Here is a 25,975-nt window from a genome sequence, read left to right as displayed (position 1 = left end):
GGCGAAATGACGACCGTTTACGATTTCAGCGCCAGGACCATCGATGGCCGCGAGATTTCCATGCAGGATTTCGACGGCAAGGTGCTGCTGATCGTCAACACCGCTTCGAAGTGCGGGTTCACGCCGCAATATGAAGGGCTGGAAGCGCTGCACAGGAAATATGGCCCCAGGGGCTTTGCCGTGCTCGGCTTCCCCTGCAACCAGTTCGGCGCGCAGGAGCCCGGCGATGCCAGCGAAATCGCCAATTTCTGCAAGCTCACCTACGACGTGGATTTCCCGCTGTTTGCCAAGGTGGACGTGAATGGCGATGCCGCCCACCCGCTGTTTCAGATGTTGAAGAAACAGGCGCCCGGACTGCTCGGCAGCGAAGCCATCAAGTGGAATTTCACCAAATTCCTGGTCGACAAGCATGGCCAGGTGCAGGAACGTTTTGCCCCGGCCACCAAGCCCGAAGCCCTGGGCAGCCAGATCGAGAAATTGCTCGCGAAAGCCTGAACCACCAGCCACGAGAGGAGGGCCTTGCTCATGGCCAGCGTCGCACCCCCAAGTCTTCCCAACGATCTTTCGTCTCTGTGGATGCCGTTCACCGACAATCGCTATTTCAAGGCCAATCCGCGCCTGATGGTGGCGGCAAAGGACATGCACTACACCAGCGCCGATGGCCGCCGTATCCTGGATGGCACCGCCGGCCTGTGGTGTGTGAACGCTGGCCATGGCCGGGAACCCATCGTGGAAGCGATCCAGCGCCAGGCTGCGGTGCTGGATTTTGCCCCCACCTTCCAGCTTGGCCACCCGCTGGCCTTCCAGCTGGCATCGCGCGTGGCCGGCATCATGCCGGAAGGGCTTGACCGAATCTTCTTCACCAACTCGGGCTCCGAAAGTGTCGATACCGCGCTGAAGATCGCGCTGGCCTATTGGCGGGCCAAGGGCCAGGGCCAGCGCATTCGCCTGATCGGGCGCGAGCGCGGCTATCACGGCACCGGCTTTGGCGGCATTTCGGTGGGCGGCATCGTCACCAATCGCCGCGTCTATGGCACCGGCCTGCCCGGCACTGATCACCTGCCGCATACCCATGATCCGGCGCGCAATGCCTTTTCGAAGGGCCAGCCCGAACATGGCGCCGATTTCGCCGACCGGCTCGAAGCGCTGGTGGCGCTGCATGGCGATACCATCGCGGCGGTCATCGTCGAACCGCTGGCCGGCTCCACCGGTGTGCTGGTGCCGCCCAAGGGCTATCTGGAACGGCTGCGGGCGATCACGGCGCAGCATGGCATCCTGCTGATCTTCGATGAAGTCATCACCGGCTTTGGCCGCATCGGTGCCGCCACGGCGGCCGAACGCTTTGGCGTCACGCCCGATCTGATCTGCCTGGCCAAGGGCCTCACCAACGCCGCCGTGCCGATGGGCGCCGTGGCGGCCGCGCGCCACGTTTATGATGCCATTGTCGATGCGCCGGGCGACGTGCCGGGGATCGAGCTGTTTCACGGCTATACCTATTCCAGCCATGCACTGGCCTGCGCCGCCGGCATCGCCACGCTGGATGTCTATGCCAGCGAGGGCCTTTTTGCCCATGCCCGCGCGCTGGAAGATCATTGGGAGGCCGCGCTGCACAGCCTGGCTGGCCTGCCCAACGTGATCGACATCCGCAATTTCGGCCTGGTTGGCGCCATCGAGCTGGCTCCCCGCCCCGGCCAGCCCGGGTCACGCGGCCAGGAGATTTTCCGCGCCATGTTCGATTCGGGCCTGCTGATCCGGGTCACCGGCGACATCATTGCCCTGTCGCCGCCGCTGATCATCAGCAAGGCACAGATTGACGAACTGGTGGACCGGCTGGGCACCGGGCTGCGGCAGTTGGCCGATGCCGGCTGAGCGCCGTTCCATGGTAATTCCGAGCAGACGTGGCGGCAGAATCATTACGCCCATGTAATTTTTTCTGCCTGCCCGCCTTGGCAGAGCGGCGCTGTGTCCCTACATGGGCTCGCGTTGCCCGCCGCTGGTGACAGGAGACACATGGCCGCCAAGGATCTCGTGAAGATGGACCTCAACCAGCTGGTTTACAGCTGGCTGAAGGACATATTGTGGCCGGAAAAGAACTATTTCTGGCTGGCGATCATCTATGGCATCGGCATTGCCCTGTTGGGTCTGGCCACGCCGATTTCGGTGCAGTTGCTGATCAACAGCATCGCCAATACCGCGCTGCCCGTGCCGCTGTTCACGCTGGCGGCCATGTTGTTCGGCCTGCTGATCATCTCCGGCCTGTTGTCGGTGCTGCGCATCCATCTGATGGAGCTTTATCGCCGCCGCTTCATGGCGCGGCTGGTGGCGGATCTCACCATGCGCGTGATCAATGCGGCCGATCCCTTCTTCCAGGATGATCGCCGCTTCGATCTGTTCAACCGCTATTTTGAAATGGTGAACATGCAGAAGGCGGTGCCGTCGCTGCTGATCGGCGGCTTCACCATCATCCTGGGCATGATCGTCGGTTTCATCGTCACCAGTTTTTACCACCCGTTTTTCCTGGCCTTCAACCTGGTGCTGATTGCGCTGTTGTGGGCGGTGTGGGCGATCTGGTCGAAGGGCGCGATGAAGACCTCGATCATCCTTTCCCACGAGAAATATAATGCCGCGCATTTCCTGGAGACGGTGGGTGCGTCCAACGGCTTCTACAAATCGGCCCGCCATATCGAATATGCGCTGGCCGGCGCAGAGCGGGTCACCGCCAATTATGTGAAGGCCCACAGCGATCATTTCGGCTACCAGTTCCCGCAGACCATCGCCTTCTATTTCCTCTATGCCGCAGCGTCGGCCGGCCTGCTGGCACTGGGCGGCTGGCTGGTCATCCAGGAACAATTGTCGATCGGGCAACTGGTGGCGGCCGAGCTGATCCTGTCCGGCGTGTTTGCCGGCATGAACAGCCTCTATTCCTATCTTGATGACTGGTATGATCTGGTGGCCTCGATCGAGGAATTGTCGCTGCTCTATGGCCTGAAGCAGGAAGCCAAGCCCACGGCCGGCCTGGCCCCGCCCAGCGGCGGCGCGCTGGAAATGCGCCAGGTGCGCTTCACCCTGCCGGCGGGCGTGGCCAATGTGAACCTGCAGATTGCCGAGGGCAGCCGCCTGGTCTGCCAGGGTGTGCCGGGGATGGAGCGGGAATTTGCCGATCTGCTGAAACGGCTGGAAAAGCCGCAATCGGGCCTGATCACGCTGGGCGGGGTGGATATCGCGCTGATGGATCCGCTGGCGCTGCGATCGGATATCACCGTGCTGGATCGCGCTGCCATCGTGGAGTCAACAATCGCCGATTATCTGCGCCTCGCCAATCCGGATCGCAATGCGGCCGATCAGATGGCTGCGCTCAAGCTTGTCGGCCTCGAAGACCGGCTGGCGCTGCTGCCTGATGGCATCCACACGCGGCTTTCGTCCACTGGCGCGCCGTTCACCGTGGCCAAGATGATGCAGCTGAAACTGGCCGCGGCCATCCTGGCGGCGCCGCGCATCATGGTGCTGTCGCCGCTGTTCGACACGGTGGCGCGGGCGCGGCTGAAGGCGGTGTTCGATCATTTCCGGGGCACCAACACCACCATCCTCTATTTCAGCAACCGGCCCGAAGATCTCGTGCTGGATGGTTATCTGTGGCTGGGCCTTGATCGCCAGTTGATCAGCCGCGATCGCGCCACGTTCGATACGCTGCGCGCGGCGGCCGGGCGGGAGACGGTTGATGGCGACTGATCGTTCCCCGCTGCCGGAAGGCCATTTCGCCACGCTGCGCAGCATCAATCCGCCGCCGGTGATGCGCATCTTTGCCGTCATGGTGGTGACCGGCATCACCGTCTTCCTCGCGTTCATCACGCTGGTGCCATGGGTGCAGACGGCGCAGGGCACCGGCAGCGTGATCGCTTATGATCCGCGTGACCGGCAGCAGAACATCACCGCGCTGGTGCCGGGCCGGCTCGATCGCTGGTTTGTCACCGATGGCGCCAGCGTGAAGGCCGGCGATCCCATCGCCCGGGTGGTCGACATCGATCCGGATTATCTCAGCCGCCTGCAGGCAGAGCGGGCCCAGAAGGTCGCCGAGATCGAGGCCACCGCCGCCGCCGCCGCCACGGCGCAGCGCGATGTGACGCGCATGACCACGCTTTATGGCGAAGGCCTGGCCTCCCGCCGCGACATGGAACTGGCGCAGATCAAGGTGGCGGAATTCCGCGCCAAGATCGCGTCATCGCGGGCCGAGATCAACAAGATCGATGTCAACCTGCGCCGCCAGTCGGAACAGCTGATCCGGGCGCCGCGCAACGGCCGCATCATGCGGGTGACCAGCATCGATAGCGCCACCATCGTCAAGCAGGGCGATGTGCTCGCCACCTTCGTGCCCGAACAGTCGCGCCGCGTGGTGGAAATGTACATGGATGGCCGCGATATCCCGCTGATCCATGTCGGCCGCCGCGTGCGGCTGGAATTCGAAGGCTGGCCGGCCATCCAGTTTTCCGGCTGGCCGTCCATTGCCAAGGGCTATTTCGATGGCCAGGTGGCGGCGGTGGATCTGAATGCCTCGCCCAATGGCCTGTTCCGTATCCTCGTGGTTGAAAGCGGCGATCGTGATCCGTGGCCGGATGAACGCGCCGTGCGGCTGGGTGCCAAGGTGCGCGGCTGGGTGCAGATGAATACTGTGCCGATCTGGTTCGAACTGTGGCGGCTGCTCAACGATTTCCCGTTGCAGTTCACGCGGCCAGGCGCCGAACCGGCGATGAACGGCGAAGTGAAGGCCGCCAAGGGCAGTGAAGCCGGTGCCACGGGCAAGTAAGGCGCTGCTGGCGCTCCTGCTGCTGCTGCCGTCGCTGGCAGCGGCGCAGCAGCCGGCCAGCAGCCGGCGTGCCCTGGAAGCCGATGCCCGTGCCGCAGCCCAGCCGTTGCCGGCAGCAACGTCGCCGCTGTCGCTGGAAGAAGTGCTTGCTGCCAGCCGCTATCACGCGCCGCAGGTGCTGGAAGCGCTGGCCCGGGTGCGCGGTGCCGAAGGCCGCCTGCTTACCACCGAAGGCGCGTTCGACACATTGTTCAGCGCCAATCTCGAAGCGCGGCCGATCGGCACCGTTGATGGTTCGGAAGCCGGGGTGCGCCTGTACCAGCCGCTCGCCAGCAATGGCGGCAATGTCTATGCCGGCTATGACGTGTCGCGCGGCCGGTTCAGCTCGTCGCAGGCCGGCAACAACACCGCGCGGCTGGGCCGCTTCACCGTGGGCACGCTGTTTTCGCTGCTGCGCGACCGCGACATCGACGAGCGCCGCTTCAATCGCGCCATCGCCAGCGCCGATGTCGTGCTGGCCGACAATGATCGCCTGCTGGTGGCCATCGGCGTGCAGGCCCGCACCATCGCGGCGTGGAACAGCTGGGTGATCGCCGGGCAGCGCGTGGCCGTGTTCAAGGATCTGCTGCAACTGGCGCTCGACCGGCAGGCCGGGTTCAAGCGCCAGGTGGCCGAAGGCTTGCGGCCCGCGATCCTGCTGACCGAGAATGAGCAGAATATCCTGCGCCGGCAGACCTTGGTGGTGCAGGCCGAACAGGCGCTGGAACAGGCGGCGATCACGCTGTCGCTGTTCTGGCGCGATGCCGATGGCAACCCGATCGTGCCCGGCGCCGATCGTTTGCCGCGCACGCTGCCGGCGCCGCTGCCCGCGTCTGACGACATGCTGACGGCGCTGGAAAATCGCCCCGATCTGCGGGTGGTGGATGTGCGCATTGCCCAGGCCCGCACCCGACTGGCGCTGGACCGCAACAATTTCCTCCCCCGCCTCGATCTGGCCGCCGAAGTGAACCAGTTCGTTGGCGACGTCGGGCTGGGCGGGCGCGACTATGTCGGCAATCAGGCCAAGCTGGGCGTGACCCTCACCGTGCCGATCCAGCAGCGCACGGCGCGCGGCCGATTGAGCCAGACCCAGGCGGAGATCGAAGCCTTTCAGCAGCGCCGCCGTTTCATCGAGGATCAGATCAGGGCAGAGATCGGCGGCCTTTCAGTGGCGTCGCGGCAGGCCCGCCGGCTGCTGGGCATCGCCATCGACGAGCAGGACCGCGCCCTGACCATGGCCAGCGCCGAGCGCCGCCGCTTCCAGGAAGGCGCCTCCGATTTCTTCCTGGTCAATCTGCGCGAGGAAGCCGCAGCAGACGCGCAGGTGCGCCGGCTTGACGCCGCCTTCCGCCAGATCGTGGCCCAGGCTGATCTGGCGGCGGCCACGGCCGACGTGAAGGCGCTGGGGCTGGTTGGCAACTGATAGGGGTGATTGCGGGGTTGCAGGCCAAGGGCCGCGATGGCAGTTCGGGCCGTCAAATGCGGTCGCTCCGACGAACGGCCGCTGGTTGCGATCAGGAGCTTGCCATGCGCTTGTCGATTGTCTGCGCTCTTGCTGTCGCTCTCGCCGGGCCGACAGCGGCGCACGAGTACAAGATCGGTTCGCTGCTGGTTGATCAACCCGTGCTGCGGGTCGCCAGCCCGGTTTCCAAAACCGGCGCCGGTTTCCTGATCATCACCAACACGGGCAAGTCGGCCGACCGCTTGCTGTCGGTCACCACCACGGCATCCAACCGGTCTGATCTGCATGGCACGTTCAATCGGGGCGGCGTCATGCAGATGCGCGCCCAGTCAGGCGGCGTGCCGATTCCAGCGGGCGGCAAGGTGCGCTTTGCGCCGGGCGGCCTGCACGTGATGTTCATCGGGCTGAAGACGCCCGTGCAGCCGGGCCAGATGATCAAGGCGCGGTTGCTGTTTGAAAAGGCCGGGCCGCTGGACGTGGCGTTCAAGGCCGAGACAGCGGCCAGCGCGCAGCATGGCCATCATTGATCAAGCAAGGAGACGACATCATGAAGATGATTCACATCACCACCGCCCTGGCCGCCATGGCCCTGGCGGCCCCGGTGGCGGCCCAGGATGCAGCTGCCGGTGAAAAGGCCTTTGTGCAGTGCAAGGCCTGCCACAGCGTGGTGGCCGGGCAGAACCGCATCGGGCCATCGATGGCCGGGGTGGCGGGCCGCAAATCGGCGAGCGTCGCCGGCTTCAGCTATTCGGCGGCGATGAAGGCCAAGGCTGTCAACTGGACCGATGCCAATCTCGACACCTATCTGACCAAGCCCGCGGCCTATGTGCCGGGCACCAAGATGGCCTTTGCCGGCATCGCCGATGCCAAGAAGCGCAAGGACGTGATCGCCTATCTCAAGACGCTGAACTAAAGCCGCGCGCCAGCCGCCAGCTCAGCCGAGCCGGCGGTTGAGCGTGAGGTTGATCACGTGGTTGCCAGGATTGCGGCCGGGCCGGTTGATATGCTGATGCATGTAGCCGGCTTCCAGGTTCAGCCGTTTGCCCAGCGGTTGCAGCCAGCCGATGAAACTGCGCTGCTGATCAAAGCCGCCGCGCGCCCCCCAATCGGTGCTGTTCAGCGCAAAGAAGGTCTCGCTCCACGCCAGCGGCCCGGCGCTGCCCTTGCCATGCAGTGGCTGCTGCACCCGCCACTGCATGCGCAGTCGCCAGCCCAGATCATCGGCGCCTTCGAACGTGCGCTGTTCCAGCCGCCAGCGGGTGATCAGCGCAAAGCCATTTTCCTGCCGCAGCACCGGGGCCATCACCTGCTGCCAGAAGCGATGTTCGTCGCTGGTGATGCCCGGCGCCGGATTATTATGCTGAAAATGATAGCCGGCGTGCAGATCGATGTCGTTCTTCAGCCGCACGCCCAGTGCGCCGCGCGCGATGAACTGGCCCAGCCGATCCGCGTCATTGGTGAAGCGCGGTTGCACCTCAGCCCACAGCAGCAGCTTGCCGTCCACCGGGCCTTGCACCAGCAACGTGTTCCAGCTTTGCACATCCTGGGCGGCGGCAGGCGAGGCGAGCAGCATAGAGATTACAGAAATGTAACGCATGGCGCTGCACTGCCTGCAAATTATGTCAAACGTGCGACAGTTCAGGCTTTCAGTTGCGCCAGATCCAGCGGCAATTTGCGCAGGCGCACGCCCGTTGCAGCAAAGATCGCGTTGGCCAGCGCCGGCGCGACCGCCGGATATGCCGGCTCACCCAGGCCGGTCACCGGATAATCCGGCGTGAGGAAGGCGACCTCGATCGGCGGGATCTGTTCGTTGCGCAGCATCGGCACGTCACCGAAATTGCGCTGTTCGATGGCGCCATCGGCGAACGTGATTTCATGGCCCATGCACGCGCCCAGCGCATCGAGAATGCTGCCCTGCACCTGGTTCATGGCGCCTGCCGGGTTGACGATCTGGCGGCCGATGTCGCCGGCGACCCACACCTTGTGCACCTTCACCGTGCCGTCCGTCGCCACGCTGGCTTCGATCACATTGGCGAAGTAACCGAGGTGGCTGAAGTGGAAGGCCACCCCCAGCCCGGTGCGCCTGGGCAGCTTGCGGCCCCAGCCGGCCATGGCGGCGGCCTTGTCGAGCACGGCGCGCATGCGCCCCGTATTATAGGGCCCGCGCGACTTGGGATCGCCGATGATGCGCGGGGCGCCCAGGAAATCGCGGCGAAACTGCACCGGATCAGCGCCGGCAGCGTGCGCCAGTTCGTCGATGAAGCCTTGGGTGACAAAGCCGAAGGCATTGTTGGCCGGCGCGCGCAGGAACCCCGTGGTGTGGATCAGCGGCAATACGGTGGCGCCCAGCCGGAAATCCTCGACGATGCCGGCGGGGAAATCGGTGGGGCCGATGCCGGCGGCACGCGCAAATTTGCCGCCCTGGCCAAAGCTGATGAAATGATTGTCCCACGCGATGCAGCGACCCTGCGCGTCCAGCCCGGCTTCGAGATAATGCCAGCCGCCGGGGCGCAGATAATCCTGGGTGATGTCATCCTCGCGCGTCCAGGTCAGCTTCACCGGCCGGCCGGCCTGTTTCGCAATGGCGACGGCCTCGACCATGTAATCATTCTGCAAGCGCCGACCGAAGCCGCCGCCCACGCGCATCATGTGGATGGTGACATTCTCCGGTGGCACGCCCAGCAGCTTTGCCACCGCAGCACGGCCCGGCTCCGGATTCTGCGTCGGCGCCCAGATCTCGACCTTGTCGCCATCCACCCGCGCCGTGCAGTTGATCGGCTCCATCGGCACGTGCGGAATGAAGGGATAGGCGTAATCGGCGGCCACCCGCTTCGTGGCCCTGGCCATGGCTGCGCTCACATCGCCACTGGCATGGATGGGCATGGCGGGCGGCTTGCCCTTGGCATCGGCGGCCATTTTCGCCCAGGCGGCGGTGGACTGGAAGGCGGCCGGGCTGTCGCTCCATTCCACTTTCAGTGCCGCGCGGGCGCGTTCCGCGTGCCAGGTCGTGTCCGCCAAAATGGCAACGCCGCTGGCCAGGCCTTCATATTCATCGGTACCGGCGACGATGAAGGCATCCTTCACGCCGCCCATCGCCTTGATGGCCGCCACATTGGCCGATTTCACCTTGGCACCCTGCACGCCGGATTTGTGGAAGGCGGCGTGGATCATGCCCGGCACCACCGCATCGATGCCGTAATCCTGTTTGCCGGCCACGATGGCGCGGTTGTTCACGCCGGGCTGGAAACTGCCGATCAGGCGGAAACTCTTGGGGTCCTTCACGGCAACGCCGGCCATGTCGGGTGCCGGCAGGGCGGCGGCCGCAGCGGCAAACTGGCCATAGGGCGCGCGCTTGGTGCCATGAACGACATGGCCCTTGTCCGTATTGAGTTCCGCCACCGGCACGTTCCAGGCGCTGGCGGCGGCCTGCAAAATCATCCCGCGGGCCGCTGCGCCCACGCGGCGCATCGGTTCATATTGCGTCGGCATGGCCTGGCTGCCACCCGCCACCTGCCGGCCATAGATCCTGGCATCGGCCAGCGTCGGCACGATCTCCACGGCGGCCCAATCGGCGTCCAGTTCCTCGGCAATCACCATCGGCAGGCTGGTGCGGATGCCCTGGCCCACTTCCGGGTTGCTGGCCATGATCCGGATGCGGCCCGTGGCGGGGATCACCACCCAGGCGTTCAGCTGGCCCGGTTCTGCCGCGTCCGCCCGCTCCGGCGACAAGCCCAGATAAAGCCCCCCGCCCAGCGCCGCGCTGGCAAAGAGGAAATTGCGGCGGCTGAGCTGGATGTTCATAATGGCCTCACGCGGTCAATTGGCTGGTGTCGAGCGGCAATGTGCGCAGGCGCTTGCCAGTCGCGGCATGGATGGCACCGGCCAACGCCGGGGCAAGGCTGGGATAGGCCGGCTCGCCCAGACCGGTGGTCATGTATTCTGTGGACAGGAAGGCGACATCCACCGCTGGCGCCATGTCCATGCGGGCCAAGTGGAAATCGCCGTAATTCTTCTGCTCCACCGCGCCATCGGCAAAGGTGATCTTCTGACCCAGCGCCGCACCCAGCGCGTCGATCACGCTGCCCTGCACCTGGTTTTCGGCGCCCGACAGGTTGACGATCTGCTTGCCGATATCGGCTGCCACCCACACATGATGCACCTTCACGCTGCCGTCATTGGCCACGCTGGCTTCCACCACATTGGCGAAATAACCGAGGTGGCTGAAGTGGAAGGCAATGCCGAGCCCGCGGCGTTCGCCAGCCTTGGGCGTCAGCTTGCGGCCCCAGCCGGCCATTTCGGCGGCCTTGTCGAGCACGCCGCGCATGCGGCCGGTGTTGTAGGGCGTGCCCTTCATGTCCTCGCCGGTCTCGCCGCTGAATTCCTCGGCGATTGGAATGGCGCGCGGCGCCCCCAGCACGGCGCGGCGATATTCCAGCGGGTCGCGCCCGGCGGCCTGCGCGCAATCGTCGATGAAACCCTGGGTGACGAAGGCAAAGGCGTTGTTGATCGGCGCGCGCAGCCAGCCCAGCGTGGAGGCAATCGGCAGCACCGTCACATCGGCGCGGAAATCCTTGATCACGCCCGATGGGAACAGCGAGCCATCAATCACGGCGGTGGGGTTGAGCTTGCCATCAGCGCCGAAGCTGACGAAGTGATCGTGCCAGGCGATGATGTCGCCCTTCTCGTCCAGCCCGGCTTCCAATTTGTGCCAGCCCCCGGGGCGCAGCCAGTCGTGAGCGAAATCCTGGGCTCGGTCCCAGGTCAGCTTCACCGGCACGCCGGCGGCCTTGGCGATCACCGCGGCTTCAACGGCGAAATCGTTCATCAGGCGCCGGCCAAATCCACCGCCCGATCGCATCATGTGGATGGTGACATCGGCCACCTTCAGCCCCAGCGCCAGCGCCACCATGCGGCGCGCGTCTTCCGGCGTCTGGGTGGAAAGCCACAGCTCGCACTTGTCGCCCTGCACATGGGCCGTGGCGTTGATCGGTTCCAGCGCGCTGTGGGCAAGGAAGGGGTAGCTGTATTCGGCGCTCACCTTCTTCGCGGCAGTGGCCATCTTTGCCGGCGCATTGCCATGGTTCATGTAACCGGGCTTCTGCGGGCCGTCCTTGAATGCCTTGGCGGCAGCGGCTTCCCAGGCGGCCGTGGACTGAAAGGCCGCATCGCCGCCTTCCCACACGCACGCCAGCGCATCGCGGCCGCGCAGCGCCGCCCAGGTGGACGTTGCCAGCACGGCGATGCCTTCCGGCAGCACCTCGATGCCGGGCAGGGCGATGTCGATCTCGGTCTTCAGGTCGCGGCGCTCGGCCACGTTGATCAGGCCCTTCACGCCCGGCACGGCCAGCGCGGCGGCGCGGTTGGCGCTCTTCAGCTTGCCGCCGAACACCGGGGATTTGGCGAAGGCGGCATAGACCATGCCGGGCAGGCGGGTATCGATGCCGAACAGGGGCTTGCCGGTCACGATGGCGCGATTGTCCACGCCCGGCACGCGTTTGCCCAGAATTTTGAACTGCGACCAGTCTTTCAGCGGCAGCGTCTTGGGATCAGGCGCGGGAATTGCGGCGGCCGCTTCGGCCATGTCGGCATAGCGCGCGCTGCGGCCGCTGGCCTTGTGGTGCAGCATGGCGCTGCCGGTGGTGATCTCCGCCGCCGGCACGCCCCAGGCGTTGGCGGCCGCCTGTACCAGCATGGCCCGCGCGCCCGCACCCAGCCGGCGCATGCGTTCGAACTGGGTCGGCGTCGCCGACGAACCGCCGGCCAGCTGCACGCCATAGGTGGAACGGTCGCCCAAGGCCGGCTGCACCGTCACCTGCGCCCAATCCACGTCCAGTTCCTCGGCGATCATCATCGGGAAACTGGTGCGCACACCCTGGCCGATTTCCGGCTGGTGGGCAGTGATGGTGATGCTGCCATCCGTGCCAATGCGCACGAACGCTGACAATTGCCCCGGCATGGCGGCCTTGGCACCGCCGCTGATTTGCAGGCCCAACGACAGGCCGCCGCCGGCCAGCACCCCGGCCTTCAGCACATCGCGGCGAGAGGCCTTCATGCTGCGGCCGCCTGCTTGATGGCCGCCCGGATGCGGGTGTAGGTGGCGCAGCGGCAGATATTGCCGCTCATCGCCGCATCGATATCGGCATCGGTCGGCTTGGGCGTGGTACGCAGCAGCGCTTCGGCGGCCAGCAACTGCCCGGCCTGGCAATAACCGCACTGCGGCACATCCAGCGCCACCCAGGCATCCTGCAACTTGCGGCCCCAGGCGCTGGCGGAAAGCCCTTCGATGGTGGTGATCTTGGCCGTGCCCACCGCCGAAACCGGCGTCTGGCAACCGCGCACCGGCTCGCCATCCAGCTGCACCGTGCACGCCCCGCAGAAACCGGCGCCGCAGCCGAACTTGGTGCCGGTCAGCCCCAGCACATCGCGCAGCGCCCACAGCAAGGGCATGTCAGGATCGGCGGTTACCTCGACGGGTTTGCCATTGATGTTGAGCTTCATCGCGCTTGTCTCCCCTGCGTGCGGGAAACAGCATAACCGGGCACGCGGGCAGCGGCAATCCGCGCCGATTGCCCAATTGCTGCCAACTCCCTATCCCCAAGCCATGATGTCCCGCCGCTCTCTCCTCACTGTCGCTGCTCTGTCCCCGCTCGTCGCCGCCTGTTCGCGGCTGGGGGCCCTGAACGGGATCAACAATCTCACCCCCGGTGATGGCGGGGTGAAGCAGCTGGTGGATGGCGTCGCCTTCGGGACCGATCCGCGGCAGACGCTCGAAATCTGGGCGCCCAAGGGTGCGACCGGCAAACTGCCGGTGGTCGTGTTCTTCTATGGTGGCAGCTGGAACAGCGGCGGTCGCGATGGCTATGGCTTTGCGGCGCGGGCGTTGGCCGCAAGGGGTTTCGTGGTGGTGCTGCCCGATTATCGGCTGGTGCCGCAGGTGCGCTGGCCGGCGTTCGTGGAAGATGGCGCGGCGGCGCTGAAATGGGTGGCGGCCAATATCGCCAGGCATGGCGGCGATCCGGAACGGGTGGCGGTGATGGGCCATTCGGCTGGAGCGCATATCGCGCTGCTGCTGGCGCTCGATCGGCGCTGGGGCGTGGCGGATGGCATCAAGGCCGCCGTCAGCCTGGCCGGGCCGGCGGATTTCCTGCCCTTCGTGGCCGGCGGCGCGGCGGATGCGGCCATGGGCAATGCGGGCGAACTGGTGCAGACGCAGCCGATCCATTTTGCAAGGCTGGATGCGCCGGCCTTGCTGCTGCTGCACGGCGATGCCGATACGACGGTGCTGCCGCGCAACAGCCTGCGGCTGGCCAATGCGGTCAATGATCTGGGCGGCCGGGCCGAAGTGCGGCTTTATCCCGGCGTCGGCCACATCGGCATCCTGATGGCACTTTCAAAGCCGTTTCGCGGCAAGGCCACGGCGCTGATTGACAGCAGCAATTTCTTGCTGCGCGTGCTTACACCCTGACGATGGCCAGCGCCGGCGCGGGCGCGGCTGCAAACACCCGGCGCGTCACCAGGGCCGGATCAAGCCCGAACAGCCCGGCGGCAGCGCCGGCAAACAGGCCGTTGAGGCTGGTGGTGGGCAACAGATCGCGGCCTTCATACAGATTGCCCAGCCCCGGCCAGTCACCGAGCACGCGGCCGGCAGCGGGCCCGCCCTTCAACCGGCCACCGGCGAGCAGCGCCGCGCTGGCAGTGCCGTGATCGGTGCCGCCGGTGCCATTGGCCGCAACCGTGCGGCCGAATTCGGTGGCGGCGATCACCAGCGTATTGGCCCAGGCCGGGCCCAGGCCCTGTTTCAGCGTGGCAAACACGTTGTCCAGCTGGCGCAGCTGGTTCCCCAGCCGCTGCGCCTGGCCGGCATGCGTATCCCAGCCGCCCATTTCCAGCACCGCGATGCGCGGGCCCGCCGGATCGGCGAGCAGGCGGGCGGCACTGGCGGCAAGGCCTTGCGGGTTGGCGGCACCGCCGTCGCTGGCGCCGGCCATCATCTCGGTCGCCATCGCCTCACTCCACAGCCGGTGGAGCAGCGCGTCATTTTCGTACAGGGAAGCGACACGGGCCTTCAGGCTGGCGCTGGCGTCGGGCAGGCGGCTGGGGGCGAAACTGGTGGTGGGCGCGGCTCCGCGCAACAGGGCTGGCAGGGTGGCGGCAATTGCAACGGGCGGCGGTGCCGCCGGCAGCAATGGCAACAGCCGGTTGAGCCAGCCATCCTTCAGCGCATAGGCCGCGCTGCCACCGGTTTCGAGGATGTTCTGCGCGTCGAAGTGGCTGCGCTCGCGATAGGGGCTGGCGATAGCGTGAACAACGCCGGCTTCACCAGCGGCGAACAGGCCGGCAAAGCCTTTCAGCGCCGGGTGGGCGGCGAAATTGCTGGTCAGTTGCAACGGCGGGCCAAATTGTTCCGGCGGCTGCGCCAGCGCGCCGCGCAACTGGTTCAGGCGAGAATCGCCGATGGGCGGGATGGCGGCCAGCCCGTCCATGGCGCCGCGCAGGATGATGAACACCAGCCGCTGATCGGTGCCGGCGGCCGCCAGAGCCAACTGCGGGCTCAGGGCAAAACCGCCGGCCAGACCGACGAGAAGAGAACGGCGATTGATCATCGGCGCAGAAACTCCGGAGCGACGAGCAGCAGCGCCAGGCCTTCGACCGGGCTTTCGGCGCGGGCGATGGCGGCGGCGGTGGCGGGGGACAGCGTGCCGGGCAGGATGCGCGGGGCAAGGCTGCGCGCGTCGATCGTGGCCGCCAGCGGCGCGGCGATGCGGCTGGCAACTTCGACCCGGCGCAGCAGCGCATCAGGCGCCGCCCAGCGCGCGGCATCATCCTCCCAGCCGGCGGGCGAACCGGGGCGCCAGGTGGGCTGGCCCAGTTCGCGCAGCGCCCCGATGGCCTGCAGCGGCGGCACATTTTCCCGGCCCAGCGCGCGCAAGGACGAGACGAGCCAGTCCCACGGCGTCTTGAACTTGGCCAAGGGCGCGGCCCACGCTTCCGGTGCATCGATCAACGCCTTGTAAAGCGCCGGCAATTGCCCGCCGCTGGCCAGATAGGCAGCAGCCATGCGCGCCACCAGCGCCGGCGGCGGTGCATCGGCGACGAAGTGGCGGGCAAGTTTTTCGGCCAGGCGGCGCGCAGTGAGGGGATTGAGCGCCAGATCATTCAGGATGGCCAGTGCCTGCGCTTCGCCGTTCTGGCGATAGGGGCGCCCCGCCACGATCACGCTGCCGGGTTCGTGCCAGTTTGGCTGGAACACGAATTGGCCATCGGGCGCCGCTTCGCCCAGCGGCCGCCGCACGAAACCGCCGATGCTCCAGCCGGTGAGCGCGCGGGCGAGGCCGGCGACATCGGCCTGCGTGTAATTGCCGGCACCCAGCGTGTGCAGTTCGAGGATCTCGCGCGCGAGATTTTCATTGAGGCCGGGCTGCCGGGGTGCATTGCGGCGGCGTGCCGCCTGGCCCAACAGGCTGTTCGGCCCGATCGACTGCGCCTGATCGAGATAGAATTGCATCCCCGGATGGCGGGTGACGGCCAGCAGCATGTCGATGAAACGGCCGCCGATGTGCGGACGGATGGCCTCGAATTCCAGCGGGCCGCCCATTGTGGCCGTCGCCAGCTTGTCGGTCGAAATGGCGAAATGATTGGCCCAGAAATGCACCAGCCGTTCGGCAAAGGGCGTGGTGCTGGCCAGCGACACGGCCAAGCGCGCACCGACCTGCCCGCCATAGGCCTGGGCAAAGGCCTGGCGGCGCTCGCGCTGGGCCTGGTTGGACATGGACTCTGCCTCCGGGCCCTTGCGCGGCTCCGGTTCGCCAGGTCGGCGGGCTCCGATCAAGCCCCCCCCGATCAGACCCTGCCGGCGCAGCTGCGCCAGATTCTGCCGATATTGCAAGGTCATCGCCGCGGCGTCCGGCAGGCCGGCGATCACCGCCGGGCGTGGATCAAACCGGCCAATCTGGCCCAGCAGCCAGCCGCGCGGATCGGCAGGCGCAGCATCGCCGGGGCGGGCGCCAAGGCCAAAGCGATTGAGGGCGATGGCAGCAAGGCTCGTGCTTGGGCTCATGCCATCCTCAACGCGCCAGCCCGGGCTTTCCCTCGCACGAAAAAGGCCCGGCTACAGTCAGCCGGGCCCTTGTCATCCTGTGGTGTGGAGGGTCTGCAACGGGTTGCGGGGCGCGTCCACCCGTTGCAGCCCAAGCCCATTGGCCTGGGTTCTCAGCGGTTGACCTGCCGCTTCATGAAGCCCGGCACATCGTCATCGCTGGCCTGCGGTGGTTCCGGTTGCGGGGCCAGTGTGGCTGGCGGCGCTTCCGGGGCGCGCGGCTTGCGGCTCATGCCCATCATGCGTTCAAACAGGGTGAGCGGGCGATCTTCGGCCACTGGCTCCGGCGCCGGGGGCGGCGTCACCGCCGGGCCAGCAACAGGCGCAGCCGGCGTGAAGGTGAAGGTGGTTTCCACCCGCTCGCCCATTTCGGCCAGATCCATGGCATCGTCTTCCACCGGCTCGGCGAGCTCGGCTTCCTTGATCTCGATGGCATCCAGCACGCGCGCCACGGCTTCCTCGCCCACCGGCAGATCCAGCGTCGGGGCCAGCGGTGCGTCGTTCATCGGTGCCGGCTCGGGCTGCACTTCGGCAACCGGCTCGGGTTCCGGTTCCGGCGCGGGCTGGCTGATTGGCGGCGGCATGGTGAAGATGCTGGGCTGGGCCAGGAAGGCCGGCGCGGCAGTCTTCTTCTGCGGGGCCGGGATCGGCATCGGACGGCTGGCGGCATCGATGCCGGTCGCCACCACGCTCACCCGCATCAGGCCGTCCAGATCCTTGTTGAAGGCGCTGCCCACGATGATGTTGGCTTCGGTATCGACCATGTCGCGGATGTAGGAGGCGGCTTCGTCCACTTCCATCAGCTTCAGATCGTCGCCACCGGTGATGTTGATGATCACACCCTTGGCACCGCGCATGGAGACTTCATCGAGCAGCGGGTTGGCGATGGCCTTCTGCGCGGCTTCGATGGCGCGGCCTTCGCCAGAAGCCTCACCCGTCCCCATCATCGCCTTGCCCATCTCGCTCATCACGGTGCGGATATCGGCGAAATCGAGGTTGATCAGGCCGGGCATGATCATCAGATCGGTGATGCCGCGCACGCCCTGGTGCAGCACCTGGTCCGCCATGGCAAAGGCGTCCTTGAAGGTGGTGTTGGCATTGGCGATCAGGAACAGATTCTGGTTCGGGATGATGATCAGCGTGTCGACATGCTTCTGCAGCTCGGCAATGCCTTCCTCGGCGGCGCGCATGCGCTTGGCGCCTTCAAAGCTGAACGGCTTGGTGACGACACCGACGGTGAGGATGCCCTTCTCGCGCGCGGCGCGGGCGACGACCGGCGCGGCGCCGGTGCCGGTGCCGCCGCCCATGCCGGCGGCGATGAAGCACATGTGCGCGCCATCCAGCGCGGTTTCGAGCTGATCCAGCGTCTCTTCAGCGGCGGCGCGACCGATCTCCGGGCGGGCGCCGGCGCCCAGGCCCTGCGTGATCTTCATGCCCAGCTGGATGCGGGTGCCGGCCGGGCTCATGGCCAGCTGCTGGGCATCGGTATTGGCCACAACAAACTCAACGCCCATCAGATCGGCGGCGATCATGTTGGCCACCGCATTGCAGCCCGCACCGCCAACACCAACAACGGCGATACGCGGCTTCAGTTCCGTCAATTCCGGCTTGGCGAATTCCAGCATGTCGTGTCTCCCGAGATCAGAATCATACTAGATGATGAGCGAATCGGTGGGAAGTGACTTCACAGACTTCCCCACAGTTTTTCGATGACGCCCCCGAATCCGCGTCGAAGCGAGGGGGCTTCGCTGGTCACCTGCGTGTGCCACACATCGCCTGGATCGCCTTGCGCAAACAGCACGAGCCCGGCCAGTGTCGCAAAGGCCGGGCCTTCCTGCGCCACGGGCAGGCCATTCAACCCCCGTGGCCGTCCGATACGGACATTGCAGCCCAGATAGGAACCGGCAAAATCCGCGATGGACCGCAGATCGGAACCGCCACCAGTCAGCACGATGCGTCGCGCCTGCGGGCCGACAAAACCCAGGCCCGACAATGCCTTGCTGATTTCGCCGAACAGCAGTTCGAGCCGGGTGCGGATGACGCCCACCAGCTGCGCGCGCGGCACCTTGCGCGCTTCGACGCTGCCATCCTCGATATTGGGCGGGATGATCACCGGATCGGTCTGATCGCGGATGGTGGCCACGGCGGCACCGTCGAAGGTCTTCAGCCGCTCGGCGTTGCTGCGTTTGGTGTCAAAGGCCGCCGCAATATCATCGGTGATGTCGGCGCTGCCCATCGGCACGGTGGCGACGCCCACGGCAATGCCGAACTTGTGCACGGCAATGCTGGTCATGCCCGCGCCGATGTCGATCAGCGCCACGCCGATATCGCGTTCTTCATCGTCCAGCACGGCCAGGCTGGCGGCCAGAGGGCTGGCGACCAGCGTGGAAATGCCCAGGTGCGATTGTGCCACGGCGCGCGTGAAGTTCATGATCGCCGGCGTGTCAGCCGTCACGACATGAATATCCATGCCCAGCCGGTCGGCATGCAGGCCCAAGGGGCTTTCGACACCGGGCAGGCCATCGAGCGTATAGAGCGCCGGCAGGGCATGCACCACGCTGCGATTGCGCGGATCGATGGCGGCGCGTCCCGCCTGGCGCAGGGTCACCATGTCGGTGGGGGTGATGCTGGCTCCTGCGATATCGATTTCGGCGCTGGCCATCGAACTGCCCATGTTGCCGGCGGCAAAGCTGGCGATCACGCTGTCCATCTGCATGCCGGCGGCGCGTTCGGCCTGGTCCATGGCGCCGCGAATGGCCATTTCGGCCTTGTCGAAATCCGTTACCGTGCCGCGCTTCAGGCCCATGCAGGGCTTTTGCCCGCTGCCGATGATGCGTGGTGTTCCGTCGCCGCCGATCAGCGCGATCAACGCCGAGACTTTCGATGTGCCCACATCCAGCACCGCCACCGGACGTTCCGGTTGGCCGCGGCCGAGAGGAGGAAGGGGAATACGCGGGGCCATCTTGTTCCTCAGATCTTCTGGGCCTGGGCGGCGGCGCGACGCGCCTTTTCCGCTTCAGCCAGGGTTTCAGCCACGGCCGGCCCGGCCACGATCATGCGGCCGGGCAGACGCAGATCAAAGCGAGTGAAGCGCCCGCCCAGCAGGCGTTCCGGGCCCTGCCCATCCAGCTTGGCAAAGGTGGCCAGCGCCGCGCGGGCCTGGCCGGGCTGATCGGGCAGCGCCAGCGTCTCGCCGCTCTTGAAGCGCAAGTCCCAGCGGCGGCCGCCCACGAATACGGCGGCATTCACATCGCGGCCCAGCGGCGTGGCGGCGATCAGTTCCAGCGCGTCGCGCACGCGGGTGTTGGCGCCGGCGCCAACAAGAATGGGCAGATCGTTCCAGCGCTCCAGCCGATCGCGGGTCAGCACCTTGCCGCTGATGTCGATGGCGGCGAGGCGCTGGCGATATTGCCACAGCGCGACGGGCTTGCGCTCCTTCACCTCGATCACCAGCGTATCGGGCAGGCGGCGCTGCACGCTGGCATCGGCCAGCCACGGCAGCGCGCGCAACCGGTCGCGCACATCATCCAGATCGGTGGCGAGCATGGCGTTGCTCGGGCCATTGAGCACGGCAGCATAAATCGCCAGCCGTTCCTGTTCGCGCGCGCCGGTCAGTTCGACATGGCGCACTTCCCAGCCCTGCGCGGCGGTCCATTCCACAAAGCCGTTCCAGATGCGCTGCGGCACGCCAATGGCGATCATCACCACCAGGGCAATGGCCAGCGTCACGCCGGCACCGATGCCCAGCTGCTGGCGGGTGATCTTCGGGCCGGTCGCGACGCGGACGGGCCGCTTCTGCGCGGCCTTTGGCGGCTTGGCGCCGCGTTTCAGAACGGCGGCGGTCATGGCTGTGCCCCCTTCCGATGGTCGTGCAGCGCCATATCGATCAGGCGTTGCACCAGCTGTTCGTAACTGATGCCGCGATACTTTGCCTGTTCCGGCACCAGGCTCAAGGGCGTCATGCCGGGCTGGGTGTTGGTTTCCAGCAGATAGAGGCCAGCCAGCCCCTGCGCCGGATCCCAGCGGAAATCGGACCGGCTGGTGCCACGGCAGCCCAGCGCGCGGTGGGCGGTCAGGGCATGCTTGAGGCAGGCCGCTTCGATTTCGGCCGGCAATTCGGCGGGGCAGATGTGCAGCGTCAGGCCATCGGTATATTTGGCCTCATAATCATAAAAGCCGCTGGAGGTCTGCAATTCGGTCACGGCGAGCGCCTCGTCGCCGATCACTGCCACGGTCAATTCCTTCCCGGCCACAAAAGGCTCGGCCAGCAGTGTTTCAAATGCAGCCCAAGGCCCTGGCACGTCGCGGCGGATCGGATTGCCGTAATTGCTGGCGTCGGTGACGATGGCGACACCAACGGACGAGCCTTCGTTGACCGGCTTCAGCACATAGGGGCGGGGCAGCGGATCGCCGGCGAACAGGCTTTCGCTGGTGACCACCTTGCCCTGCGGCATCGGTACGCCGGCCGGCACCAGCACCTTCTTGGTGAGTTCCTTGTCGATGGCGATGGCCGAGGTGGTGAGGCCGCTGTGCGTGTAGCACAGGCCGAGCAGGTCCATCAGGCCCTGCACCGTGCCATCTTCGCCCGGCGTGCCGTGCAGCGCATTGAACACCACATCGGGCGCGGCTTCGATCAGGCGCTGGGCAACGTCGCGGCCCATGTCGATCTCTGTGACCGCATGGCCCAGCGTGCGGCAGGCCTGCGCGATGCCGCGGCCGGAGGTGAGAGACACCTCGCGCTCTGCCGACCAGCCGCCCATGAGCACCGCCACCCTCATTGCACCCGCCCCACGCGCTGGATTTCCCACTCCAGGTTCACGCCAGCCACGCGCAGCACATGGGCGCGCACCAGTTCGCCCAGCGCCTCGATATCGGCAGCGGTGGCGCGGTGGCTGTTGATCAGGAAGTTGGAATGTTTCTCGCTCACCTCGGCACCGCCAACCCTGAGCCCGCGGCAGCCGGCATTGTGCACCAGTTCCCAGGCCTTGTGCGGTGCCGGGTTCTTGAAGGTGGAACCACCGGTGCGAGTGCGCAGCGGCTGGCTGGCTTCGCGGGCGGCAGCGATGCGGTCCATCTCGGTCTGGATGGCGATCTTGTCGCCGGGCTGGCCCTTCAGGCGGGCGGTCACCACGATCTCGCCGTCGCGCAGGTTGCTGTGGCGATAGCTGTAATCCAGAGCGGCAAGTGCACGTGTTTCGATGCCGCCGTCGCGGGTGACGATGGTCACGTCGACCAGTACATCGGCGACTTCGCGGCCATAGGCGCCGCCGTTCATCCGCACGAAGCCGCCCACCGTGCCGGGAATGCCGCGCAGGAATTCCAGACCCGCCACGCCGGCATCGCGCGCGGCGCTGCTCACGGCAATGCCCGACGCACCGCCACCGCAGGTGAGCGTGTCACCATCAGCGCTGACCTTGCCGAACGCCTTGCCCAGCCGCACCACCACGCCCGAAACCCCACCGTCCCGCACGATCAGGTTGCTGCCCAGACCCAGCGCCATCACCGGCATGTCGGAGGGCAGACCTTTCAGGAAATCGCGCAGATCATCGATATCGGCCGGCTCGAACAACCAGTCCGCCACGCCGCCGGCCTTGAACCAGACCAGCGGGGCGAGGGGGGCGGATGCCGTCAGCTTGCCGCGCAGTGGATTTGGTGGGGTCAGCATGGGCCTGCCCCTCTCCCGGGCCGCGCTGCGCGCGTCTCTCGACCTCTCCCCGGCGGGAAGAGGTGAGGCCCATTCTTCACCTCTCCCCGCCGGGGAGAGGTCGAATCGCGCGCAGCGCGGCGGGAGAGGGGCGGCAAGCCCATCACCCCGCCTTCACCCGCGCAATCGCATCAGCCAGGCCCGCGGCCCACTTGGTGATGTCGCCCGCGCCCAGGCAGATCACCTGGTCACCCGGCTGCACGACGCCAGCCAGTTTCACCGCCAGATTGTCCGCACCCGTCACCGTGTCGGCGCTCGGGTGCCCGGCCGCAACCAGCCCGGCGGCGAGCGCTGCTGCATCGACGCCGGCAATCGGCGCTTCGCCGGCGGCATAGACCGGGGCGACATAGACCATGTCGGCATCGTTGAACGCCGCGCAGAAGTCCGCCATCAGGTCGCGCAGGCGGGTGTAGCGGTGGGGTTGCACCACGGCGATCACGCGGCCGCCCCCCTCTACATTCGACGCGCCTTCGCGGGCGGCGGCGAGCACGGCGCGGATTTCCACCGGGTGGTGGCCATAATCATCGATGATGGTGGTGCCGGCCACTTCGCCCACCTTGGTGAAGCGGCGCTTGACCCCGCCAAAGCGGGCCAGGCCGGCGCGCAGGCCATCATCATCCACGCCCAGTTCCAGCGCGACGGCAATGGCGGCGAGGGAATTCTGCACATTGTGGCGGCCGGGCATCGGCAGCACCAGATCATCGATGCGGCGCTGGCCATCACGGGTGCGGACGAGCACGGAGAAGCGGTTGCCGCCCGGCACCGGCGTCACGTCGGCGCCGCGCACATCGGCGGTGGCGGCAAAGCCATAGGTGATGATGCGCCGATCGGACACGCGCGGGATCAGCGCCTGCACTTCCGGGTGATCGATGCACAGGATCGCGGCGCCATAGAAGGGCACGGCATGGACAAAGCTGCGGAAGCCTTCGCGCACCTTTTCGAAATCGCCCCAGTGATCGAGATGTTCGGGATCGATGTTGGTGACGATGCCGAAGGTGCCGGTCAGCCGCAGGAAGCTGCCGTCGCTTTCATCGGCTTCCACCACCATCCAGTCCGACGCGCCAAGCCGGGCGTTGGAGCCGATCGAATTGATGATGCCGCCGTTGATCACCGTGGGATCAAGCCCGCCGGCATCGAGCAGCGTGGCGACCATCGAGGTGGTGGTGGTCTTGCCGTGGGTGCCGGCCACCGCCACGCAGCTTTTCAGCCGCATCAGTTCGGCCAGCATCTCGGCGCGGCGCACCACCGGGATGCGCTTGGCGCGGGCGGCGACGACTTCGGGATTGTCGGCCTTGATGGCGGTGGAGGTGACCAGAACGGCGGCATTGGCGACATTGTCCGCCTTCTGGCCGATGAAGACCTTGATGCCCTTCTTGCGCAGGCCTTCGACCACATAACCTTCGGCAGAATCGCTGCCCTGCACGTCAAAGCCCAGATTGGCCATCACCTCGGCAATGCCGGACATGCCGATGCCGCCGATGCCGACGAAATGGATGACGCCGATATCGGTGCGGAAACCGGGGCGAAGACGAATGGTTGCGGGAGCGGAGTTCATGCGATCAATCCAGTGGCAATGACAAGATTGGCCAAGCGTGTCGCCGCCTCCGGATGACCGGCGGCGCGCGCCGCTGCGGCGGCCTCGGCCAACCCCTGCCGGTCTGTTAACCATTGCGTCAAGGCCTCGGCCAGCCGCTCCGGCGTAAAATCCTGTTGACGGATCATCTGCGCGCCGCCGGCGGCCACCAGGGCGGCAGCATTGTCGGCCTGATGATCATCCGTCGCGATCGGCAGCGGCACCAATATGGACGGCCGGCCCATCACCGCCAGCTCCGCCACCGTCGACGCGCCCGACCGGGCGATGACGATATGGCTGGAGGCCATTTCGGCGGGGAGATCGGGGAAATAGGCGGCGATCGTCGGTTCAATGCCGGCGGCGCGATAGGCGGTGAGCATCGCTTCGCGGTCCTCGTCGCGGCCCTGGTGGGTGACATCCAGAATAGCGCGCACATGGGCGGGCAGCAGCGCGATGGCGGCGGGCACCACCTTGTTGAGGATGGCAGCGCCCTGGCTGCCGCCGGTGACCAGCAACTTCAGGCGGGCGGCGTATTCGTCGAACTTCACGTCGCGCGCGGCCAGCACTTCGGGCCGCACCGGGTTGCCAACGAAATGCGCGCGGCGCTGCCAGCTGCCCTCCATGCGGCGGACGCGGGGGAAGCTGGTGGCAATGGCGCGCACGCGCGGGGCCAGATAGCGGTTGGTGCGCCCCAATACGGCGTTCTGTTCGTGGATCAGGCAGGGCAGATAGAGCGACAGGCCGGCCAGCAGGCCCGGCAGGGCGGGATAGCCGCCAAAGCCGATGACGGCGCGCGGGCGCATGTCCTTGAACAGCTGCCGCGCGGCGCTGCGGCCCTTCCAGATGCTGAGCGCCACTTGCGGCAGCGACCGCCAGCCGCTGCGGCCGGTGGAGGCCGCCTCCACTTTCGTCACGGGCACGCCGGGGAACAGGCCGGGGAAACGCAGGCCGCGCTCGTCCGTCACCAGGTGCACCTTGTGGCCGCGCGCCATCAATTCCAGCGCCAGGCAATGCGCCGGCACCATGTGGCCGCCGGTGCCACCGGCGCACAGCACATAGGTGCCGCCGGGGCCTGGTGTGGTGGGGCGGGGATTGTCCGTCATGCCGGGCGCAGGCTGCCGGGCGGCCGCGCCCAGGGCTGGCCCTTCAGGAAGGGATTGCAGCGGGTGAGCGCGAGCAGCAGCCCGGCACCAACGCAGATGGCGAGATAGGAGGAGCCGCCGTGGCTGATGAAGGGCAGGGTCATGCCCTTGGATGGCAGCAGCGCCAGATTGACCATCATGTTGATCGCCGCCTGGAATCCGAACTGGGCGGCAAGGCCCGCCGTGGCGAGGAACACGAACGGGTCTTCCTCGTCCATCGCCACCAGCAGCGCGCGCACGACGAGTCCCATGAACAGGCCGGCCAGCATGAAGCAGGCGATCAGGCCGAATTCCTCGCCGATGACGGAGAAGATATAGTCGGTCTGGGCTTCGGGCAGGCGGAACTTCATGCGGCCTTCGCCCGGCCCGGTGCCGAGCCAGCCGCCGGCGCGGAAACAATCCAGCGCCTTGTCGATCTGGAAGGTGTCGCCGGTGCCCAATATCCACTTGTCGATGCGGGCGGCGAAGTGATCGAGGGTGAAATAGGCCGCGACCAGCCCGACCAGGCCCACGCCGGCCAGCGCGGCCACGATGGTGAGCGACAGGCCGGCCAGCATCGCTTGCGTCAACCATACCGCCGAAATCAGCGCCGATTGGCCAACGTCTGGCTGGGCGATCAGGCAGATGACCGCCATGCCGAGGATGCCGAGGCTGATCTGCATGGTTGGCAGGCTGCGGTCTTCCACCTTCAGGCTCAAGAGCCAGGCGGTGGTGACGATGAAGCAGGGTTTGAAGAATTCCGACGGCTGGAACTGGAAGCCCGGCAGCTGAATCCAGCGCGCCGCGCCGTTGGCGCCGCCGCCGATGAACGGCACCAGCAGCAGGGCGACCAGGCAGCCCAGCGTGCCGAGCACGGCCAGCCGCTTCAGCATCCGCATGTCGAGCATCGAGGTCGCCAGCATCAGCGGCAGGCCCAGCGCCACCCAGCCCAATTGGCGATAGAGGAAATAGAGATCATCCAGCCGCAGATTGGTGCCCGACAGGCGGCGCGCGGCGGCGGGCGAAGCGGCGGCCACGGCGACGATGCCGGCGGCGACCAGCGCGAAGATGATGATCAGCAGCGTCTTGTCGATCGTCCAGAACCAGCGGCCGATGGTGGAACGGTCGCCGCGGGTGAGCGCGGCGGCGAGGGTGCGGTTGGTGCTGCGGCTGGCCACG

The 25,975-nt window shown here is 66.7% G+C and carries 22 protein-coding genes; 8 read left to right on the top strand and 14 right to left on the bottom strand.

Annotated features, from left to right (window positions below; all coding sequences use genetic code 11):
- Positions 1 to 6 precede the first annotated feature (6 nt).
- The 7 genes from D619_RS0107275 to D619_RS0107245 all read left to right on the top strand — a co-directional run bounded on the left by D619_RS0107275 (position 7) and on the right by D619_RS0107245 (position 7,215).
- Positions 7 to 495, top strand: coding sequence for a glutathione peroxidase (locus tag D619_RS0107275; protein WP_017667917.1), 489 nt, complete (start codon positions 7 to 9; stop codon positions 493 to 495).
- A gap of 30 nt (positions 496 to 525) precedes the next feature.
- Positions 526 to 1,869, top strand: a complete 1,344-nt coding sequence (locus D619_RS0107270) for an aspartate aminotransferase family protein (protein WP_026090812.1) — start codon at positions 526 to 528, stop codon at positions 1,867 to 1,869.
- Positions 1,870 to 2,010: 141 nt separating this feature from the next.
- Complete coding sequence (locus D619_RS0107265) at positions 2,011 to 3,729, top strand: ABC transporter ATP-binding protein (protein WP_017667915.1); 1,719 nt, start codon at positions 2,011 to 2,013, stop codon at positions 3,727 to 3,729.
- Positions 3,719 to 4,801, top strand: coding sequence for an HlyD family efflux transporter periplasmic adaptor subunit (locus D619_RS0107260; protein ID WP_017667914.1), 1,083 nt, complete (start codon positions 3,719 to 3,721; stop codon positions 4,799 to 4,801). Before D619_RS0107265 ends, D619_RS0107260 begins: the two co-directional genes overlap by 11 nt.
- Positions 4,785 to 6,263, top strand: coding sequence for a TolC family protein (locus D619_RS0107255; RefSeq protein WP_193743268.1), 1,479 nt, complete (start codon positions 4,785 to 4,787; stop codon positions 6,261 to 6,263). Before D619_RS0107260 ends, D619_RS0107255 begins: the two co-directional genes overlap by 17 nt.
- Positions 6,264 to 6,367: 104 nt before the next feature.
- Entirely contained in the window at positions 6,368 to 6,829 is a 462-nt protein-coding gene (locus tag D619_RS0107250) for a copper chaperone PCu(A)C (RefSeq protein WP_017667912.1), read from the top strand.
- Between the two features lie 20 nt (positions 6,830 to 6,849).
- Positions 6,850 to 7,215 (top strand): c-type cytochrome, encoded by a 366-nt coding sequence (locus D619_RS0107245; protein WP_017667911.1) that lies wholly within the window; start codon positions 6,850 to 6,852, stop codon positions 7,213 to 7,215.
- Between the two features lie 21 nt (positions 7,216 to 7,236).
- Here D619_RS0107245 and D619_RS0107240 read toward each other — a convergent pair whose 3' ends face one another.
- The 4 genes from D619_RS0107240 to D619_RS0107225 are packed head-to-tail and all read right to left on the bottom strand — an operon-like array spanning position 7,237 to position 12,800.
- Complete coding sequence (locus tag D619_RS0107240; protein ID WP_026090809.1) at positions 7,237 to 7,899, bottom strand: DUF2490 domain-containing protein; 663 nt, start codon at positions 7,897 to 7,899, stop codon at positions 7,237 to 7,239.
- A 41-nt stretch (positions 7,900 to 7,940) separates the two neighbouring features.
- Positions 7,941 to 10,103: a molybdopterin cofactor-binding domain-containing protein gene (locus D619_RS0107235; RefSeq protein ID WP_017667909.1), complete on the bottom strand. Its 2,163-nt coding sequence runs from the start codon at positions 10,101 to 10,103 to the stop codon at positions 7,941 to 7,943.
- A gap of 7 nt (positions 10,104 to 10,110) precedes the next feature.
- Entirely contained in the window at positions 10,111 to 12,354 is a 2,244-nt protein-coding gene (locus tag D619_RS0107230; RefSeq protein WP_017667908.1) for a molybdopterin cofactor-binding domain-containing protein, read from the bottom strand.
- A complete protein-coding gene (locus tag D619_RS0107225; protein WP_017667907.1) occupies positions 12,351 to 12,800 on the bottom strand; it encodes a (2Fe-2S)-binding protein in 450 nt (149 codons plus the stop codon). Before D619_RS0107225 ends, D619_RS0107230 begins: the two co-directional genes overlap by 4 nt.
- A gap of 103 nt (positions 12,801 to 12,903) precedes the next feature.
- Here D619_RS0107225 and D619_RS0107220 point away from each other — a divergent pair, with 103 nt between their 5' ends.
- On the top strand, positions 12,904 to 13,767 hold the full coding sequence (locus tag D619_RS0107220; protein ID WP_017667906.1) for an alpha/beta hydrolase: 864 nt from the start codon (positions 12,904 to 12,906) through the stop codon (positions 13,765 to 13,767).
- Here the strand turns inward: D619_RS0107220 and D619_RS0107215 are convergent.
- The 10 genes from D619_RS0107215 to D619_RS0107170 form a co-directional block, all read right to left on the bottom strand.
- On the bottom strand, positions 13,757 to 14,905 hold the full coding sequence (locus D619_RS0107215) for a DUF1501 domain-containing protein (protein ID WP_017667905.1): 1,149 nt from the start codon (positions 14,903 to 14,905) through the stop codon (positions 13,757 to 13,759). The genes D619_RS0107220 and D619_RS0107215 overlap by 11 nt on opposite strands.
- Entirely contained in the window at positions 14,902 to 16,359 is a 1,458-nt protein-coding gene (locus tag D619_RS0107210; RefSeq protein WP_017667904.1) for a DUF1800 domain-containing protein, read from the bottom strand. The genes D619_RS0107215 and D619_RS0107210 overlap by 4 nt, the downstream gene beginning before the upstream one ends.
- A gap of 152 nt (positions 16,360 to 16,511) precedes the next feature.
- Positions 16,512 to 18,023 (bottom strand): cell division protein FtsZ, encoded by a 1,512-nt coding sequence (gene ftsZ, locus D619_RS15990; RefSeq protein ID WP_017667903.1) that lies wholly within the window; start codon positions 18,021 to 18,023, stop codon positions 16,512 to 16,514.
- A 59-nt stretch (positions 18,024 to 18,082) separates the two neighbouring features.
- Positions 18,083 to 19,360: a cell division protein FtsA gene (ftsA, locus tag D619_RS15985; RefSeq protein ID WP_152417359.1), complete on the bottom strand. Its 1,278-nt coding sequence runs from the start codon at positions 19,358 to 19,360 to the stop codon at positions 18,083 to 18,085.
- A gap of 8 nt (positions 19,361 to 19,368) precedes the next feature.
- Positions 19,369 to 20,244, bottom strand: a complete 876-nt coding sequence (locus tag D619_RS15980) for an FtsQ-type POTRA domain-containing protein (protein ID WP_017667901.1) — start codon at positions 20,242 to 20,244, stop codon at positions 19,369 to 19,371.
- Positions 20,241 to 21,176, bottom strand: a complete 936-nt coding sequence (locus D619_RS0107190; RefSeq protein WP_017667900.1) for a D-alanine--D-alanine ligase — start codon at positions 21,174 to 21,176, stop codon at positions 20,241 to 20,243. Before D619_RS0107190 ends, D619_RS15980 begins: the two co-directional genes overlap by 4 nt.
- Positions 21,173 to 22,063: a UDP-N-acetylmuramate dehydrogenase gene (gene murB, locus D619_RS0107185; RefSeq protein ID WP_017667899.1), complete on the bottom strand. Its 891-nt coding sequence runs from the start codon at positions 22,061 to 22,063 to the stop codon at positions 21,173 to 21,175. Before murB ends, D619_RS0107190 begins: the two co-directional genes overlap by 4 nt.
- A 142-nt stretch (positions 22,064 to 22,205) precedes the next feature.
- Complete coding sequence (gene murC / locus D619_RS0107180; protein WP_017667898.1) at positions 22,206 to 23,657, bottom strand: UDP-N-acetylmuramate--L-alanine ligase; 1,452 nt, start codon at positions 23,655 to 23,657, stop codon at positions 22,206 to 22,208.
- The gene (gene murG / locus D619_RS15975) at positions 23,654 to 24,778 is read right to left on the bottom strand and encodes an undecaprenyldiphospho-muramoylpentapeptide beta-N-acetylglucosaminyltransferase (protein ID WP_017667897.1); all 1,125 of its coding nucleotides are present in this window, start codon (positions 24,776 to 24,778) and stop codon (positions 23,654 to 23,656) included. Before murG ends, murC begins: the two co-directional genes overlap by 4 nt.
- Complete coding sequence (locus D619_RS0107170) at positions 24,775 to 25,974, bottom strand: putative peptidoglycan glycosyltransferase FtsW (RefSeq protein WP_017667896.1); 1,200 nt, start codon at positions 25,972 to 25,974, stop codon at positions 24,775 to 24,777. Before D619_RS0107170 ends, murG begins: the two co-directional genes overlap by 4 nt.
- Between the last annotated feature and the right edge of the window lies 1 nt (position 25,975).

The sequence above is a fragment of the Sandarakinorhabdus sp. AAP62 genome (genome assembly GCF_000331225.1).
In the GTDB taxonomy this organism is placed as follows: Bacteria; Pseudomonadota; Alphaproteobacteria; order Sphingomonadales; family Sphingomonadaceae; genus Sandarakinorhabdus.
This window is presented reverse-complemented; position numbering and strand designations above follow the sequence as displayed.